Genomic DNA, 16,388 nt, shown 5'->3' with positions numbered 1-16,388 from the left:
ATCAACAGGAAAGCACCGCCATGAACGCCATCGCCCGAATCACAGTCCTCACACTGGCCCTGGGCTTGAGCGCATGTGCGGTGCAACGACCGGAGCCGACCACCCGGCTGCCGCCGATCCCGCCTTCACAACCCGGCCCGACCCCGTCAACCACCCCGACACCGAGCAAACCGGGCATCCCGGCCAAACCCGCGAAACCGGCCCCACGCACCTCCGCCAGCTTCGCCCCGCCACCGGGTGGCAACAGCCACTGGGATCAGAAGCTGGGCGTATACGTACTGGATGACCAGACCAACACCTTCTACCGCCAGCGCACCTACTACCGCTGGAACAACGGCTGGAGCCGCTCGATCAGCCCGAACGGACCGTGGGAAGAAACCAACATCCACGGCGTGCCGGCGGGGCTGGGCAAGCAGTTCGGGGAGTAATGAAAAACGGCGATCTTTGGATCGCCGTTTTGCTGTGTGCGGTAATGAATTTTCAAAGGATCGCGTGATAGTCGCTGAGTGCCTGGACCGACTTAACCAGGCCTTGGCGGCGCAGTAGATCAAGAAACGGTTCGACATCCATGGCAGGCATTTTCAGTTGGCGACGCTGCTTTTGGGCCGCTGCAACCACTGCTGCCGGATCAAGCCCCAAGAGGTTGTCGACGAACTCGTCCGGATGCTGCGCCTCGATGCCGAAAGGCTCCAGCGTTTTGCCGGGAAAGTCTTTCTGGTTGAAGGTCACTATCACACTTGCGCCGCAACGGATGGCCGCTGCCAGAACATGACGATCATCGCAGTCAGGCAACGTGAGTCCGGCAATCAGGTCTTCATAGTCATGGACACAGGCATCGGGTATCGCTTGATCCATCAGGCCGGACGTACGATCCAGCTGTTCCATCGTCAGGTCAGGGCGGTTCTTCAGCAGATTGCGTTTCCATTCGCAGTGAATCTCCTGGGTCCATCTCGCCCGAAATCGCCCTGAGAGCGCAAGCCACATCAGAAAGTCTCTCAAGGGGGCGGGGTACAAGACACATGCGTCGGCTTTTCATTGGCGAGGCAGCGGTGAAAGAGGAATGCCTCACTCGTATCCTGTCCTTAACGCCTGAGCTTGCTCTGCGAGAAGCGTCATTGCCTGCTCGCTGGCGGTGGTGCGCCGGTTCTTATAGTCCATCAGATCGGCAAAGCGCACACGTCGGTGCTTGCCTGTTTTGTGGTAGGACAACTCGCCGCTTTCCAGCAGTTTTATGAGGTGTGGACGTGAGACGTTGAGCAGGTCGGCGGCTTCCTGGGTCGTCAATTCGGCATGCACCGGCACGACCTGAACCGCGTTGCCGGCTGCCAGCTCTGCCAGAATGTCGATCAGCAGGCGCAGGGCCGAGGTGGGCAGTTCGACGCGATGAGCTTCGTTCTGCTCGTCGAAAATCTGGATGTGCTGAGTCTCGAAATGGGTTGCGAGGTAAGCAGCCAGCGCGCGCTGTCCTTCAATGGCGGCTTTTACTTCGCGTTCTACAGGGAGGCTGATTGAGGGATGAATAACGGTCGACATGGCGAGTCCGGCTTTGGGAATGATGAATGCCGGAACGTTATTCGAAATAAGCGAAAATCGCAATAAACGAAACGAGTGCTGATTTTACGACATTTCCGCCAACAAGCCCTGCACATATTCAACAAACGCCCGCGCCTTCGCGCTGGCCATCCGTCCCGTCGGAAACACCGCCCACAACTCCTGCTTCGGCAACACCCAATCGCTCATGACAGCCTTCACTGCGCCGCTGGCCAGTTCAGGTGCAAACATCCACTCCGAGCCCAGCCCCAGGCCCTGATGGGCGAGAACCGCCTCACGCAAACCTTCGGCAGCACTGACGCGCAGGCGCCCATTAACAGTCACGGACTGTTCTTCCCCATCTTTGCTGAAATGCCAGGTCGCGCCACCGCCGCGGTTGTAGATGACGGCGCGATGTCGGGTCAGATCGGCAGGGCAGGCGGGTTCGCCGTGGCTGGCGAAGTAGGTCGGCGTGCCCAGCACAACGCGACGGCATTCGGCGATCTTGCGCACGGTCAGGCCAGAGTCGTTGAGCGGGCCCAGGCGCAGGGCGATGTCGATGCCTTCTTCCACGAGGTTGATGTTCTGGTCGTCAAGCAGCAGGTCGACATTGAGTTGCGGGTGCTGATCGAGGAACGGCCCCAGGTGTGGAACCACATGCATCCGGCCGAAGGTCACGGCGGTGCTGATGCGCAGGTTGCCGCTCAGGCCGCTGGCGGTGCCGCGAGCTGCATTGTCGGCCTCATCGGCTTCTTCGAGGGTGCGTTTGGCCCGTTCGAAAAACGCCAGGCCGGCTTCGGTCGGCGTCAGGCCTCGGGTCGAGCGCAACAGCAGGCGCACGGCGAGTCGGGTTTCGAGTTGGGCGATGGTTTTCGACACGGCCGGCTGACCGATATTCAGCCGCCGGGCGGCAGCGGAAAACGAGCCGGTTTCCACGACGTAGACAAAGGTTTCCATGGCGGCGAGGCGGTCCATCGGGTGTCCTTGTGCCAGTGATCAGAACGCGGCTTTGCCGACCGAGGCGCCGCCGTCGACAAACAACGTCTGCCCGGTGATGAATCCGCTTTGCTCGGACAACAGAAAAGCAATCGCCGAAGCAATCTCTTCCGGCTGCCCGAGACGACCCATCGGCACCCCGGCCAGATACCGCGCTTCACCTTCGCTGCCCGGCGGGTTGTTGGCGCGGAACAGTTCGGTCTCGGTCGGCCCCGGCGCGACGGCGTTGACGGTAATCCCGGTCTGCGCCAGTTCCAGCGCCCACGAGCGCGTGAAACTGACCAGCGCTGCTTTCGCCGCCGCATACGCGGTGCGCTGAGCGATACCGAGCACGGTCAGGCTGGAAATGTTCACCACCCGGCCCCAGCCGCGCGTGCGCATGCCCGGCAACAACGCCTGAGTCGCCTGCAAGGCCGAATGCAGGTTGACCCGCATCACATCGTCAAATGCGTCGAGATCGATGTCCCCCAACGCTTGCGGTCGCACCAGCCCGACGTTGTTCACCAGCCCATCGAACTCATAAGTGCGCGCCAGATCCGCCAGCACTTCACCGGCGAGCTTGCGATCACTCAGGTCCAGCGGAAACAGAATCCCCGGAAAGCTCAGATCCGGCTTACGGGCAATCCCCACCACCCGATGCCCGGCCCGATCCAGATGCTCGGCCAGCGCCCGCCCGATACCCTTGCTGGCGCCGGTGATGAGGAAGGTACGACGGGTCATGGCAACTCCTTGGGGCAGGCTGCGGCTCGGGCAGCCATTGATTGTTTGAAGATGCCGAGTGTAATGCGGGTTGTGCGTGGCGTCCTCAAACGGTATGCGGTGATTGCAACGGTTCTGGAAAACACGCTGCAACATAACCGACCGTCGTTCTGCGAATTTCTGTGCTTGAGTAAATATAACTCTAGGGTTACTTTTGTTTGGCCGAAGCAAGGAGACGCTTGGTGCAGAGCAGGTTATTGATCAAGGAGCTGGAGGAGGCAGGCTGGACGCTGGATCGGGTTACCGGCAGTCATCACATCTTCACGCACCGTTACAACCCTTACACGATTCCCGTTCCTCACCCGAAAAAGGATTTGCCGGTCGGAACGGTCAAGAGCATCAGGAGGCGTGCCGGGTTGCACAACCCGCCAGCCAGTTACAAAGGAGATCCGTAATGCAATATCCAATCTGCATCGAGTGGGGCGACGAGAACACCGCCATCGGTATTCAGATCCCCGATATTCCCGGCGCCGTGACGGCCGGAGATACGTTTGAGGATGCCTACAACGCTGCCGTCGAGATTGCGCACATCATGCTGCAGGAGATTGCAGCGGAAGGTGATTCGATTCCGATGCCGACTTCTGCGGCTGCTCATCGCAACAATCCAGAGTTCGCGGACATGGGGTGGGGCATGCTGGAGCTGGACATCTCGCCGTACATGGGCAAGACCGAAAAGGTCAATGTGACATTGCCCGGCTATGTCATCCAGCGGATTGACCGCTACGTGCGTGAGCACAATGTCAAAAGCCGCTCTTCCTTTCTGGCGGATGCCGCCATGGAAAAACTGGTTCGGCATTGAGCATCAGGCACTGTCGGATCAGCGATCCGACAGTGCTTTCAAGTTTCTAGGCAGTCGCCAAAACACCCTTTTGCGAAGCACTCAAGAACCGCACCAGCGCCAGCAGCGGGAACACGCTGCCAACAATCACGATCCACAGCCAGCCGCCGTGCTCATACACCGCGCTGGCGATCGATGAGCCGAAGGCGCCGCCGACGAAGATGCTGGTCATGTACAGCGCGTTGAGGCGGCCGCGGCTTTTGGCGTCGAGGGAGTAGACCGCGCGCTGGCCGAGCACCATGTTCATTTGCACACAGAAGTCGAGTACGACGCCGGTCACGGCCAGGCCGATCACGCTGTAGGCCGGGTGGATGAAGGCGGGCAGGAAACACAGGCTGGCGAACAGCATGGCCAGCAGCGAGGCGACGCGGGTGTGGCCGGCGTCGGCCAGGCGTCCGCTGATCGGGGCGGCAATCGCACCGATGGCGCCGACCAGGGCGAAGATCGCGATTTCACTCTGGGACAGGCCATGGTTGCGCGCGAGTTCCAGCGGCACGGCGGTCCAGAACAGGCTAAAAGTGGCGAACATGCAGGCCTGGTAGAACGCCCGCTGACGCAGCACCGGTTGTTTGCGCAGCAGCGTCCACAACGATCCAAGCAACTGGCCGTAGGAAGCGCTGTGATCCGGTTGACGCTTGGGCACGGTCAACGCCAGGACGACGCTGATTGCCGCCATCAACCCTGCCGCGATCATGAACATCGCCCGCCAGCCGAGATGGTCGGCGACCACGCTCGACACCGGCCGCGCCAGCAGAATGCCCAGCAGCAGACCGCCCATGATCCCGCCGACCACCCGGCCACGGGATTCTTCCGGTGCCAGATGCGCCGCCAATGGAATCAGCACCTGCACCGACACCGAGCTGAAACCCACCAGCAACGAGATCAGCAGGAACACATTCGGTTGATCGGTAAACGCTGCGCCGAGCAGGCTGGCAATCGCCACCACCGTGGTGATGATCATCAAGCGGCGGTTTTCCAGCAGATCCGCCAGTGGCACCAGGAAAAACAGGCCCAGCGCATAGCCGATCTGGGTCAGCGACACGATGAAACTGGCCATGGTGTCGGTCAGTCCGATGTCCGGGGCAATCAGGCCGATGATCGGCTGGGCGTAGTAGATGTTGGCAACGATGGCGCCGCAGCAGAAAGCGAACAGCAGCACCATGCCTCGGGTCATTGCGTGAGTTGTGGCGGTCATAGGGTTTCTCGATCCAGCGAAAAGGAATGCGGTGAGGCTAAGGGACGAACCGGGCCGGCGGTAGAAGCCTTGGATCGATATCAGTTATTCCGTTGCGGAATAGGTGGCGGCCGGTGAGGTGTCGTCCATCGGCGAACCTTGCGTCCGACCGGGGAGGGGCGATGATACATTCACTTACATCTTGTTCGATAGCGTGCTTATGTTGTCAGTGGATTTCCACCTGCAAACAACCGGAGGATTGCGATGTTTCGTCAGCTGCTTCGCCACACCACGACTCTTGCATTGATCGGCGTGCTCAGCGCCGGCAGCGTCTACGCCGGTGACGCCCCGGGGATGCGCATTGGCGTGCGCGGCGAAATCACCGGGGTCAGTTCCGAGTCGCTCAAGGTTCACGTCAACAGCGGTGAAAACGTGGTGGTCCAGTTGACCCCGGACACCAAGGTCCGCGCCGTCACCCTGGCCAACATCGAAGACATCAAGCCCGGCAGCTACATTGGCTCGGCAGCCATTCCGATGGAGGATGGCACGCTCAAGGCGCTGGAGGTGCATGTCTTCCCGCCGGAGTTGGCCGGCAGCGGCGATGGCCATCGGCCGTTCGACCTGGCCAAGGGCAGCAGCATGACCAATGGCAGCGTCGGCGATCTGGTGGTGAGCAACGGCCGGGTGCTGACCGTCAACTACAAGGGCGGTCAGCAGAAGATCCTGGTGCCGGAGGACGTGCCGATCGTCAACCTGATGCCGGGTGATCGCAGCCTGCTCAAGGTTGGCGTGAAGATCGTCACCTTCGTGACCCAGAGTGCGGACGGCACGTTGACCGCGCAATCGATCTCGGCCGGCAAGGATGGCGTGAAACCGCCGATGTAAACGCATAAAAAAGGCGACCTCTTCAGGTCGCCTTTTTCATTTCAGCTCACGCCTTACTGGCCGCTGTAGATCTGGTCGAAGATCCCGCCATCGTTGAAGTGGGTCTTCTGCACGGTGCGCCAGTCGCCGAAGGTCTTCTCTACCGACAGGAAGTCGACTTTCGGGAAGCGGTCGGTGTACTTGGCCAGTACCGCCGGGTCACGTGGACGCAGGTAGTTGGCGGCGGCGATCTCCTGGCCTTCCGGCGACCACAGGTACTTCAGGTATTCCTCGGCAGCGGCGCGGGAGCCTTTCTTCTCGACGACTTTGTCGACCACCGATACCGGCGGCTCGGCTTCGGCGGAGACGCTTGGGTAGATGACTTCAAACTGGTCGCGGCCGAACTCGCGGGCGATCATTTCGGCTTCGTTTTCGAAGGTCACCAGCACGTCGCCGATCTGGTTGGTCATGAACGTGGTGGTCGCGGCACGGCCGCCGGTATCCAGCACTGGCGCCTGCTTGAACAGCTTGCCGACGAAGTCTTTGGCCTTGTTCTCGTCACCGCCGTTTTTCAACACGTAGCCCCAGGCAGACAGATAGGTGTAGCGGCCGTTGCCCGAGGTTTTCGGGTTCGGCACGATCACCTGCACGCCGTCCTTGAGTAGGTCAGGCCAGTCTTTCAGGGCTTTCGGGTTGCCTTTGCGGACGATGAACACGGTGGCCGAAGTGAACGGCGCGCTGTTGTTCGGCAGACGGGTGACCCAGTCCTTCGGCACCAGTTGACCATTGTCCGCCAGGGCATTGATGTCGGTGGCCATGTTCATGGTAATGACGTCAGCCGGCAGGCCGTCGATGACCGAGCGCGCCTGCTTGCTTGAACCACCGAAAGACATCTGCACGGTGATGCTCTCTTTGTGTTCGGCCTGCCAGTGTTTCTGGAACGCAGCGTTGTAGTCCTTGTAGAAATCGCGCATCACGTCGTAGGAAACGTTGAGCAGGGTCGGTGCGGCTTGAGCCACGCTACCGAAGGCAAGACCAGCGGCGAGAAGTGAGGCGCCAAAGAGTTTTTTCACTGCGCATTCCTTGTTCTGTAGGGGGTGTCTTTACAAAGATGAGGCCATTTGCCAGCGACTATAGCGGGGCGCGCATAGTCGCTTAAAGATTAAAAAGAACTTTGCTTATTCCATTTTCTTGAACAGCGCATTGCCACAACGGGAGCAGAACGACGCTTCCTGTTCATGGCTGTTTTTTGTGCACACCGGGCAGTCGTGCTGCAACTGACCCCCGCGCATGGCCGTGGCCAGTTCAGCGGTGAAAATCCCGGTGGGTACGGCGATGATCGAATAACCGGTGATCATCACCAGTGACGAAATCACCTGGCCCAGAACGGTCCTCGGCACGATGTCGCCATAACCCACGGTGGTCAGGGTCACGATAGCCCAATAGATGCCTTTGGGAATGCTGGTGAAGCCGTGTTCCGGGCCTTCGACCACGTACATCAAGGTGCCGAACACCGTGACCAGGGTGCAGACGCTGAGCAGGAACACGAGGATTTTCTGCTTGCTGCCGCGCAGGGCATCGAGCAGGTAATGCGCCTGTTTCAGGTACGGACCGAGCTTGAGTACGCGGAAGATCCGCAGCATCCGGATCACCCGGATGATCAGCAGGTACTGGGCATCGCTGTAATACAACGCGAGGATGCCGGGCACGATCGCCAGCAAGTCCACCAGCCCGTAGAAACTGAAGGCGTAGCGCAACGGCTTGGGCGAGCAGTACAGGCGCAGCAGGTACTCGCCGAGGAAGATGACCGTGAAGCCCCATTCGATGTACGCCAGCACATCGGCGTAGTTCTGGTGGACGTCGTCGATGCTGTCGAGGATCACCGTCACCAGACTGGCGAAGATGATCAGCAGTAGGGTCTTGTCGAAACGGCGGCCGGCCACCGTATCGGTCTGGAAAATGATCACGTACAGGCGATCACGCCACGTGTTGTTACCGTTCATGCACATCGCCTTGGCCATCAATCAGCGCAGCCTAGGTTGATTCTCCCCGTTAGCGCAAGGCGCGGCGTTGATCTGCGGTTGGCGCATCAGGCGAATGCCGGTGCGCAGCAGCCAGCAGGCGAGAATGAAGGGCGCCGTGAGGGTCGCAAGGCCAAGGGCACTGAACAGCGGCGTCAACAGCAGCGCCAGGCCGATGCCGAACAATGGCAACCACGGTTGCTGGCGTTGCGCGCTGAAGGCGAGGGCGGCGAGCACCGCGTTGTAGCCGCCCAGACCCAGCAACGCGACCTGGCTGTCGTGGTGCAACAGGCTGGAACCGAGGCCAATCACCGAAGCCAGCAGCGCCCAGGCGAAGGCCCGGCGATCGGCGATCAGCAAGCCGGCAGCGATCAATCCACCGGCCAACGGATGGTCGAGGAACATCACCTGGCCGAATCCTTTCAGGGTGGCACCGAGCAGGTTCAGGGTGTTCAGTTCAAGTGCCGGAGCCGGCGTCGAAGGCTCGGCGAAACACAGGAACACCCAGCTCAGCAACACGAACGGCGCGGTGTAGGCGGGCAGGTACTCGGTGAGGCGTGCGCGTTTCAGCCATTGCTGCGTGATCATCGCGCTCAGACCCCCAGCCGCCAGAATCAGCGGTGGCAGCATCGGCGACCAAGGGAAGTACAGGCTCAGCAACAGACCGACCAGCACGCCGTTATAGCTGAACAGTCCGGCCTGGCGATCCGCCTTGGCGTAGTTACGGCGTTGCGCGGTGAGCAAACCGGCGACCGCGCCGAGCAGCGCGCCGGCAAACAGCACGGGCGCGGTGAATAAAATGGCCAAAAGGCACAGGAGTCCACACAGCGGATGGCGCTGGAGGAAGATTTGACTGAAGCCGTTGAGCAAAGCCTCGGCCCAGTCGGGGCAGTGGGTGTTGAAATGGTTGGCAGGCATGTCTGGGAAATCTGGGCAGTGGGAAAATCAAAAGGTCTTGCTTGAAGCTGTAGCGAGGGAGCTCGTGCCCGGTGAATGCGGTGTCTCTTGTGGAAACCGTCATGCCGAGCGACGGGAGCACGCTCCCTCGCCACACAGGTGTTGCTTAAATCAATGTTTCGATCCGCAGCGAATTAGTCGACCCCGGCTGCCCGAACGGCACACCCGCGGTGATGAGCAACGTATCGCCACGCTCGGCCATTCCTTGAGCCTGAGCGATTTCCAGCGCGGTCGAGCACACCTCATCCACCTGACGCAGGCGATCATTGACCACCGAGTGAATGCCCCACGCCACGCTCAAGCGGCGGGCGGTCTGCAGGTTCGGCGTCAGGTTGAGGATCGGCGCTTTCGGCCGCTCCCGCGCCGCACGCAGACTCGATGCACCGGACTCGCTGTAATTGACCAGTACAGCCACCGGCAGCACGTTGCTGATGCGACGGATCGCGCAACTGATCGCATCGGACACGGTCGCTTCGGCTTTCGGCCGGCTGACGTCGAGTTGGGTCTGGTAGTCCGGACCGTTTTCGACCTGACGGATGATCTTGCTCATCATCTGCACGGCTTCCAGCGGGTACTCGCCGGACGCGGTTTCGGCCGACAGCATCACCGCATCGGCGCCTTCAGCCACGGCGTTGGCAACGTCGGTGACTTCAGCGCGGGTCGGTGCCGGAGAGAAGCGCATCGATTCGAGCATCTGCGTCGCCACTACTACCGGTTTGCCGAGCTGACGGCAGGTGGTGATGATGTTTTTCTGGATCTGCGGCACGCTTTCGGCCGGCACTTCCACGCCGAGGTCACCGCGAGCCACCATGATCGCGTCGCTCAGTTCGGCGATCTCACGCAGTTGCTCGACGGCCGACGGCTTCTCGATTTTCGCCATCAGGAACGCCTTGTCGCCGATCAGCTCGCGAGCCTCGATGATGTCTTGCGGACGTTGCACGAACGACAGCGCGACCCAGTCCACACCCAGCTCCAGACCGAAGCTCAGGTCGCGGCGATCCTTGGCCGTCAGCGGGCTCAGGTCGAGCACCGCCTGCGGCACGTTCACGCCCTTGCGATCCGACAGTTCGCCGCCGTTGAGCACGGTGGTGTCGATCGCGTCGGCGTATTTGGTGACGACCCGCAGACGCAGTTTGCCGTCATCGAGCAGCAGATCCATCCCGGCTTCCAGCGCGGCGATGATCTCCGGATGCGGCAGATTCACCCGGCGTTCGTCGCCCGGCGTCGCGTCCAGATCGAGGCGGAAGGCCTGACCGCGATGCAGTTGCACCTTGCCGTCAGCGAACTTGCCGACCCGCAGTTTCGGCCCTTGCAGGTCCATCAGGATCCCGAGCGGATAGTTGAGCTGGCGCTCGACTTCGCGGATCCACTGATAGCGCTTGGCGTGGTCGGCGTGATCGCCGTGGCTGAAGTTGAGACGGAAGATGTTGACCCCGGCCTCGACCAGCTCGCGGATGTCTTCGATGCCGTCGACGGCAGGCCCGAGGGTGGCGAGGATTTTGACCTTTTTGTCAGGCGTCATGATTTAGAGCTCTCGAGGATCAGGATGGCGCGGAAGTCGTTGACGTTGGTGCGGGTCGGCTCGGTGACGATCAGCGCATCGAGCGCCTCGAAGTAGCCGTAACCGTTGTTGTTATCCAGCTCGTCGCTGGCGCTCAGGCCCAGGGCAACGGCACGGGCGTAGCTGTCCGGGGTCATGATCGCGCCGGCGTTGTCTTCCGAGCCGTCGATGCCGTCGGTGTCACCGGCCAGCGCGTAGACGCCGGGCTGGCCCTTGAGGCTGTCGGTGAGGCTGAGGAGGAATTCGGCGTTGCGTCCGCCACGGCCATTGCCGCGCACGGTCACCGTGGTTTCGCCGCCGGAGAGAATCACGCACGGCGCCGCCAGCGGCTGGCCGTGATGAATGATCTGGCGGGCGATGCCGGCGTGGACTTTCGCCACTTCGCGGGATTCGCCTTCCAGGTCGCCGAGGATCAGCGTGCTGAAACCGGCCTGACGGCATTTCACCGCCGCCGCATCCAGCGATTGCTGAGGGCGGGCGATCAACTGGAAGTGACTGCGGGCCAGGCTTGGATCACCGGGTTTGACGGTTTCCGATTCCGGGCTTTGCAGCCAGCTGCGCACGGAGGCCGGAATCTCGATGCCGTAGCGCTTGATGATTGCCAGCGCTTCGGCGCTGGTGCTCGGGTCGGCCACGGTCGGGCCGGAGGCGATGACCGTGGCGAGGTCGCCCGGTACATCGGAAATCGCGTAGGTATAAACAGTCGCCGGCCAGCAGGCTTTGCCCAGGCGTCCGCCCTTGATCGCCGAGAGGTGCTTGCGCACGCAGTTCATCTCGCCGATGGTCGCGCCGGATTTGAGCAGGGCTTTGTTGATCGACTGTTTGTCGGCCAGGGTAATACCTTCGGCCGGCAGCGCCAGCAGGGCAGAGCCGCCGCCGGACAGCAGGAAGATCACGCGGTCGTCTTCGGTCAGGTTGCTGACCAGTTCCAGCACGCGTTTGGCCACGGCCAGGCCTGCAGCGTCCGGCACCGGATGTGCGGCTTCGACCACTTCGATTTTTTCGCACGGGGCGCCGTGACCGTAGCGGGTCACCACAAGGCCCGAGACTTCACCTTCCCAGCAGCGCTCGACCACTTGCGCCATGGCAGCGGCAGCCTTGCCGGCGCCGATGACGATCACGCGACCGCTGCGATCGGCAGGCAGATGGGCTTCGAGGACCTGGTTCGGATGGGCCGCGTCGATGGCTGTGGCAAACAGCTCGCGCAGCAGTTGTTGCGGATCGACCGACATGGCGGGCTCCCATTCTTATTGTTCTTGGTTAGTGCAGTTGATCGTTCCCACGCTCTGCGTGGGAATGCCTCAATGGACGCTCTGCGTCCGCTTCGGCAGGGACGCGGAGCGTCCCGGGCTGCATTCCCACGCGGACGGTTCGACGCCTCGACGTGGGAACGAGCGACGGGGCAGGCTTACTTCTTGTCGCGAATCGAGAAGTTGGCCATGTGTTCCAGGCCCTTGATCAGCGCCGAGTGGTCCCAGTTGCTGCCACCGATGGCCGCGCAGGTGCTGAACACTTGCTGGGCGTTGGCGGTGTTCGGCAGGTTGATGTTCAGCTCCTTGGCGCCTTGCAGGGCCAGGTTCAGGTCCTTCTGGTGCAGGCTGATGCGGAAGCCCGGATCGAAGGTGCCTTTGATCATTCGGTCGCCGTGCACTTCGAGGATCTTCGACGAGGCGAAACCGCCCATCAGCGCTTCACGGACCTTGGCAGGATCGGCACCGTTTTTCGACGCGAACAGCAGGGCTTCAGCGACGGCCTGAATGTTCAGGGCCACGATGATCTGGTTCGCGACTTTGGCGGTCTGACCGTCGCCATTGCCACCGACCAGGGTGATGTTCTTGCCCATGGCCTGGAACAGCGGCAGTGCGCGTTCGAAGGCATCGGCGTCGCCACCGACCATGATGCTCAGGGTCGCAGCCTTGGCGCCGACTTCACCACCGGAAACCGGGGCGTCGAGGTACTGCGCGCCTTTCTCGTTGATCTTCGCCGCGAAAGCCTTGGTGGCGGTGGGCGAGATCGAGCTCATGTCGATCACGACCTTGCCTTTGCCGATGCCGGCAGCGACGCCGTCCGCGCGGAACAGCACGTCATCGACCTGCGGGGTATCCGGCACCATGACGATGATGAATTCAGCTTCCTGCGCCACTTCGCGCGGGTTGGCCAGGGCGACGGCGCCAGCGGCGACCAGGTCGGCAGGGGCGGCGTCGTGGTGCGCCGACAGGAACAGGCTGTGACCGGCTTTCTGCAGGTTCGCCGCCATTGGGTGGCCCATGATGCCGGTGCCGATGAATCCGATTTTAGCCATGAGAAATTCCTCTTGTTTTTGTCTTGCTCAAGCAAATAGGGGGTCAGATCGCGTTGTGGGTCTTCAGCCAGCCGAGGCCCGCTTCAGTGGTGGTCAGCGGTTTGTATTCGCAGCCGACCCAGCCCTGATAACCGATGCGATCGAGGTGTTCGAACAGGAAGCGGTAATTGATTTCGCCAGTGCCCGGCTCGTTGCGGCCCGGGTTGTCGGCCAACTGCACATGGTTGATCTCGGCCAGGTGCGATTGCAGCGTGCGGGCCAGATCGCCTTCCATGATTTGCATGTGATAGATGTCGTATTGCAGGAACAGATTGGCGCTGCCGACCTGTTCGCGAACCGACAGGGCCTGCGCCGTGTTGTTCAGGTAGAAACCCGGGATGTCGCGGGTGTTGATCGCTTCCATCACCAGTTTGATACCGACGGCTTGCAGCTTGTCGGCGGCGTACTTGAGGTTGGCGACGAAGGTCTTTTCAACGGTGGCATCGTCCACGCCTTGCGGACGGATACCGGCCAGGCAGTTGACCTGGGTGTTGCCCAGCACCTGTGCGTAAGCGATGGCCAGATCGACCCCGGCGCGGAATTCTTCGACCCGGTCCGGCAGGCACGCGATACCGCGCTCGCCCTTGGCCCAGTCACCGGCCGGCAGGTTGAACAGCACTTGGGTCAGACCGTTGGCGTCGAGTTTGGCCTTGATTTCGGCGGAGCTGAAATCGTAGGGGAACAGGTATTCGACACCGCTGAAGCCAGCCTTGGCGGCGGCGTCGAAACGGGCAAGGAAATCCTGTTCGGTGAACAGCATGGACAGGTTGGCTGCGAAACGCGGCATGGTGGTCTCCCGTTAGAGTGATCGTTCCCGCGCCCGGCGCGGGAACGAACGGCAAGCAGTTTTAATCGAGCAGCGAAATCGCCGTTGGCGCATCGTTGCCGACCAGCGCCAGGTCTTCGAATTCGTTGACGGCGTTGATCTCGGTGCCCATGGAGATGTTGGTCACACGCTCCAGAATGATCTCGACGATCACCGGCACCTTGAACTCTTCGATCATCTGTTCGGCCTTGCGCAGGGCAGGGGCGATTTCAGACGGTTCGAACACACGCAGCGCCTTGCAGCCCAGGCCTTCGGCGACTGCGATGTGGTCGACACCGTAACCGTTGAGTTCCGGCGCGTTCAGGTTATCGAAGGACAGCTGCACGCAGTAGTCCATTTCGAACCCGCGCTGGGCCTGACGGATCAGCCCCAGGTACGAGTTGTTCACCACGACGTGGATGTACGGCAGATTGAATTGAGCGCCGACCGCCAGTTCTTCGATCATGAACTGGAAGTCATAGTCCCCCGACAGGGCCACGACTTTACGGTTCGGATCGGCCTTCACCACGCCCAGCGCTGCCGGAATGGTCCAGCCCAATGGGCCCGCCTGGCCGCAGTTGATCCAGTGACGCGGCTTGTAGACGTGCAGGAACTGCGCGCCGGCAATCTGCGACAGACCGATGGTGCTGACGTAGCAGGTGTCCTTGCCGAACACCTGGTTCATTTCTTCATACACGCGCTGCGGCTTGACCGGCACGTTGTCGAAGTGGGTCTTGCGTTGCAGGCTGGACTTGCGCTGCTGGCAGTCTTGCAGCCATGCACTGCGGTTTTTCAGTTTGCCGGCGGCTTGCCATTCACGAGCGACTTCGATGAACACGGTCAACGCGGCGGCAGCGTCGGAAACGATGCCCAGGTCCGGGGTGAACACGCGGCCGATCTGGGTGCCTTCGATGTCGACGTGAATGAACTTGCGACCTTCGGTGTACACGTCGACCGAACCGGTGTGACGGTTGGCCCAGCGGTTACCGATGCCCAGCACCACGTCGGATTTCAGCATCGTGGCGTTGCCGTAACGGTGCGAAGTCTGCAGACCGACCATGCCGACCATCAGCGGGTGATCGTCCGGAATGGTGCCCCAGCCCATCAGGGTCGGGATGACCGGGATGCCGGTCAGCTCGGCGAACTCCACCAGCAGGTCGCTGGCGTCGGCATTGATGATGCCGCCACCGGCCACCAGCAATGGACGCTCGGCCTGATCGAGCAGCGCCAGAGCCTTCTCGACCTGTACGCGGGTCGCGGTCGGTTTGGCCAGCGGCAGTGGCTGGTAGGCGTCGATGTCGAATTCGATTTCGGCCATCTGCACGTCGAACGGCAGGTCGATCAGCACTGGGCCTGGACGGCCGGAGCGCATTTCAAAGAAGGCTTTCTGGAACGCGTAAGGCACCTGGCCCGGCTCCAGAACGGTGGTCGCCCACTTGGTCACTGGCTTGACGATGCTGGTGATGTCGACAGCCTGGAAGTCTTCCTTGTGCATACGGGCGCGGGGGGCTTGCCCTGTGATGCAGAGGATCGGGATCGAGTCCGCGGAGGCGCTGTACAGGCCCGTGACCATGTCGGTGCCGGCAGGACCGGAAGTACCGATGCACACGCCGATGTTGCCGGCCTTGGTGCGGGTGTAGCCCTCGGCCATGTGCGAGGCGCCTTCAACGTGGCGAGCAAGGACGTGATCGATGCCACCGACTTTCTGCAGGGCGGAATACAGCGGGTTGATTGCAGCGCCCGGAATGCCAAAAGCGGTATCAACCCCTTCACGGCGCATCACCAGAACGGCGGCTTCGATTGCTCTCATTTTGCTCATGGTTTTGTGCCTCTTTACGTTTTGTAATTGTATACAAGTGGCTTTGCGCAGAGTGTATTCACGGCGGACGGCGCAGGTCAATCCATTTTCTCAAGCGGCTGTTTCATTCGTCGGAAGCCTGTTCTGCTGTGGCTTTTCGTCGCATGGAGCGCTTTTCGAGAATTATTGTATACAAAAAAATAATTCATTGTGTTCTATTTGTTGCATCGGGCTGCGGCACAAACGCGCAGCCCAACGGCTTTCCCAATAACAAAATGAGGACGGCACCATGAGCGCTTTAACCTTGAAAGTCGCAGTCAACCTGGTCAACGAAGCCATCAGCGCAGGGCGGGCAATCTCCGCCGCGCCGCTGACCATTGCAGTACTGGACACCGGCGGCCATCTGGTCACCTTGCAACGCGAAGACGGCGCCAGCCTGCTGCGCCCGAACATCGCCATCGGCAAAGCCTGGGGCGCCATCGCCCTGGGCAAGGGCTCACGCCTGCTGGCGCTGGACGCGCAACAACGTCCGGCCTTCATCGCTGCACTCAACAGCATGGGGCAGGGCAGCGTCGTGCCGGCACCGGGTGGTGTGTTGATTCGTGATCAGGCGGGCAACGTGCTGGGAGCGATCGGTATCAGCGGCGATCTGTCGGATGTCGATGAGCAAGTGGCGATCAAGGCTGTGGAGGCCCTGGACCTGCGGGCGGATGCGGGGGTGGCGGCCTGACGGGAACTGAATCA

18 protein-coding genes are annotated in these 16,388 nt (G+C 61.4%); 5 read left to right on the top strand and 13 right to left on the bottom strand.

Features of this window, described 5'->3' with window-relative positions; genetic code table 11:
- Positions 1-20 precede the first annotated feature (20 nt).
- Positions 21-428: a hypothetical protein gene (locus AC07VV_RS12395; protein ID WP_495036376.1), complete on the top strand. Its 408-nt coding sequence runs from the start codon at positions 21-23 to the stop codon at positions 426-428.
- Between the two features lie 52 nt (positions 429-480).
- On the opposite strand, the gene AC07VV_RS12390 is transcribed toward AC07VV_RS12395, so the two are convergent.
- The 4 genes from AC07VV_RS12390 to AC07VV_RS12375 form a co-directional block, all read right to left on the bottom strand.
- A complete protein-coding gene (locus tag AC07VV_RS12390) occupies positions 481-984 on the bottom strand; it encodes a VapC50 family PIN domain-containing toxin (RefSeq protein WP_495036375.1) in 504 nt (167 codons plus the stop codon).
- An 81-nt stretch (positions 985-1,065) separates the two neighbouring features.
- A complete protein-coding gene (locus tag AC07VV_RS12385; RefSeq protein WP_495036374.1) occupies positions 1,066-1,533 on the bottom strand; it encodes a helix-turn-helix domain-containing protein in 468 nt (155 codons plus the stop codon).
- Between the two features lie 84 nt (positions 1,534-1,617).
- A complete protein-coding gene (locus AC07VV_RS12380; protein WP_495036373.1) occupies positions 1,618-2,505 on the bottom strand; it encodes a LysR family transcriptional regulator in 888 nt (295 codons plus the stop codon).
- A 21-nt stretch (positions 2,506-2,526) separates the two neighbouring features.
- The gene (locus AC07VV_RS12375) at positions 2,527-3,246 is read right to left on the bottom strand and encodes an SDR family oxidoreductase (protein ID WP_096822145.1); all 720 of its coding nucleotides are present in this window, start codon (positions 3,244-3,246) and stop codon (positions 2,527-2,529) included.
- A 221-nt stretch (positions 3,247-3,467) separates the two neighbouring features.
- Between AC07VV_RS12375 and AC07VV_RS12370 the strand changes: the two genes are divergently transcribed.
- Positions 3,468-3,680 carry a type II toxin-antitoxin system HicA family toxin gene (locus tag AC07VV_RS12370; protein ID WP_096822144.1) on the top strand — a complete coding sequence of 71 codons (213 nt, stop codon included), beginning with the start codon at positions 3,468-3,470 and terminating at the stop codon, positions 3,678-3,680.
- Positions 3,680-4,084: a type II toxin-antitoxin system HicB family antitoxin gene (locus AC07VV_RS12365; RefSeq protein ID WP_096822143.1), complete on the top strand. Its 405-nt coding sequence runs from the start codon at positions 3,680-3,682 to the stop codon at positions 4,082-4,084. The genes AC07VV_RS12370 and AC07VV_RS12365 overlap by 1 nt, the downstream gene beginning before the upstream one ends.
- 46 nt (positions 4,085-4,130) lie before the next feature.
- On the opposite strand, the gene AC07VV_RS12360 is transcribed toward AC07VV_RS12365, so the two are convergent.
- Positions 4,131-5,318, bottom strand: a complete 1,188-nt coding sequence (locus AC07VV_RS12360; RefSeq protein ID WP_495036372.1) for an MFS transporter — start codon at positions 5,316-5,318, stop codon at positions 4,131-4,133.
- Between the two features lie 243 nt (positions 5,319-5,561).
- On the opposite strand from AC07VV_RS12360, the gene AC07VV_RS12355 reads away from it, so the two are divergent.
- Positions 5,562-6,182 carry a hypothetical protein gene (locus AC07VV_RS12355; protein WP_495036371.1) on the top strand — a complete coding sequence of 207 codons (621 nt, stop codon included), beginning with the start codon at positions 5,562-5,564 and terminating at the stop codon, positions 6,180-6,182.
- A gap of 53 nt (positions 6,183-6,235) precedes the next feature.
- Here AC07VV_RS12355 and AC07VV_RS12350 read toward each other — a convergent pair whose 3' ends face one another.
- The 8 genes from AC07VV_RS12350 to gcl form a co-directional block, all read right to left on the bottom strand.
- Complete coding sequence (locus AC07VV_RS12350; protein ID WP_102620357.1) at positions 6,236-7,234, bottom strand: sulfate ABC transporter substrate-binding protein; 999 nt, start codon at positions 7,232-7,234, stop codon at positions 6,236-6,238.
- A 105-nt stretch (positions 7,235-7,339) separates the two neighbouring features.
- The gene (locus AC07VV_RS12345) at positions 7,340-8,164 is read right to left on the bottom strand and encodes an ion transporter (protein ID WP_495036370.1); all 825 of its coding nucleotides are present in this window, start codon (positions 8,162-8,164) and stop codon (positions 7,340-7,342) included.
- 21 nt (positions 8,165-8,185) lie between these two features.
- Complete coding sequence (locus tag AC07VV_RS12340) at positions 8,186-9,100, bottom strand: urea transporter (protein ID WP_495036369.1); 915 nt, start codon at positions 9,098-9,100, stop codon at positions 8,186-8,188.
- A 145-nt stretch (positions 9,101-9,245) separates the two neighbouring features.
- The gene (gene pyk / locus AC07VV_RS12335) at positions 9,246-10,661 is read right to left on the bottom strand and encodes a pyruvate kinase (protein ID WP_495036368.1); all 1,416 of its coding nucleotides are present in this window, start codon (positions 10,659-10,661) and stop codon (positions 9,246-9,248) included.
- Positions 10,658-11,932: a glycerate kinase type-2 family protein gene (locus AC07VV_RS12330; RefSeq protein ID WP_495036367.1), complete on the bottom strand. Its 1,275-nt coding sequence runs from the start codon at positions 11,930-11,932 to the stop codon at positions 10,658-10,660. The genes pyk and AC07VV_RS12330 overlap by 4 nt, the downstream gene beginning before the upstream one ends.
- Positions 11,933-12,108: 176 nt before the next feature.
- Positions 12,109-13,002, bottom strand: a complete 894-nt coding sequence (locus AC07VV_RS12325; RefSeq protein ID WP_007959284.1) for a 2-hydroxy-3-oxopropionate reductase — start codon at positions 13,000-13,002, stop codon at positions 12,109-12,111.
- A gap of 43 nt (positions 13,003-13,045) precedes the next feature.
- Positions 13,046-13,828, bottom strand: coding sequence for a hydroxypyruvate isomerase (hyi, locus tag AC07VV_RS12320; protein WP_495036366.1), 783 nt, complete (start codon positions 13,826-13,828; stop codon positions 13,046-13,048).
- Positions 13,829-13,889: 61 nt separating this feature from the next.
- The gene (gene gcl / locus AC07VV_RS12315) at positions 13,890-15,665 is read right to left on the bottom strand and encodes a glyoxylate carboligase (RefSeq protein ID WP_495036365.1); all 1,776 of its coding nucleotides are present in this window, start codon (positions 15,663-15,665) and stop codon (positions 13,890-13,892) included.
- Between the two features lie 268 nt (positions 15,666-15,933).
- On the opposite strand from gcl, the gene AC07VV_RS12310 reads away from it, so the two are divergent.
- Positions 15,934-16,374 (top strand): GlcG/HbpS family heme-binding protein, encoded by a 441-nt coding sequence (locus AC07VV_RS12310; RefSeq protein ID WP_085710524.1) that lies wholly within the window; start codon positions 15,934-15,936, stop codon positions 16,372-16,374.
- Positions 16,375-16,388 lie beyond the last annotated feature (14 nt).

It is taken from the genome of Pseudomonas sp. GW821-FHT02C04 (assembly GCF_059421845.1).
The sequence above is the reverse complement of the archived record's forward strand: the minus strand, read 5'-3'. Positions and strand labels throughout refer to the sequence as shown.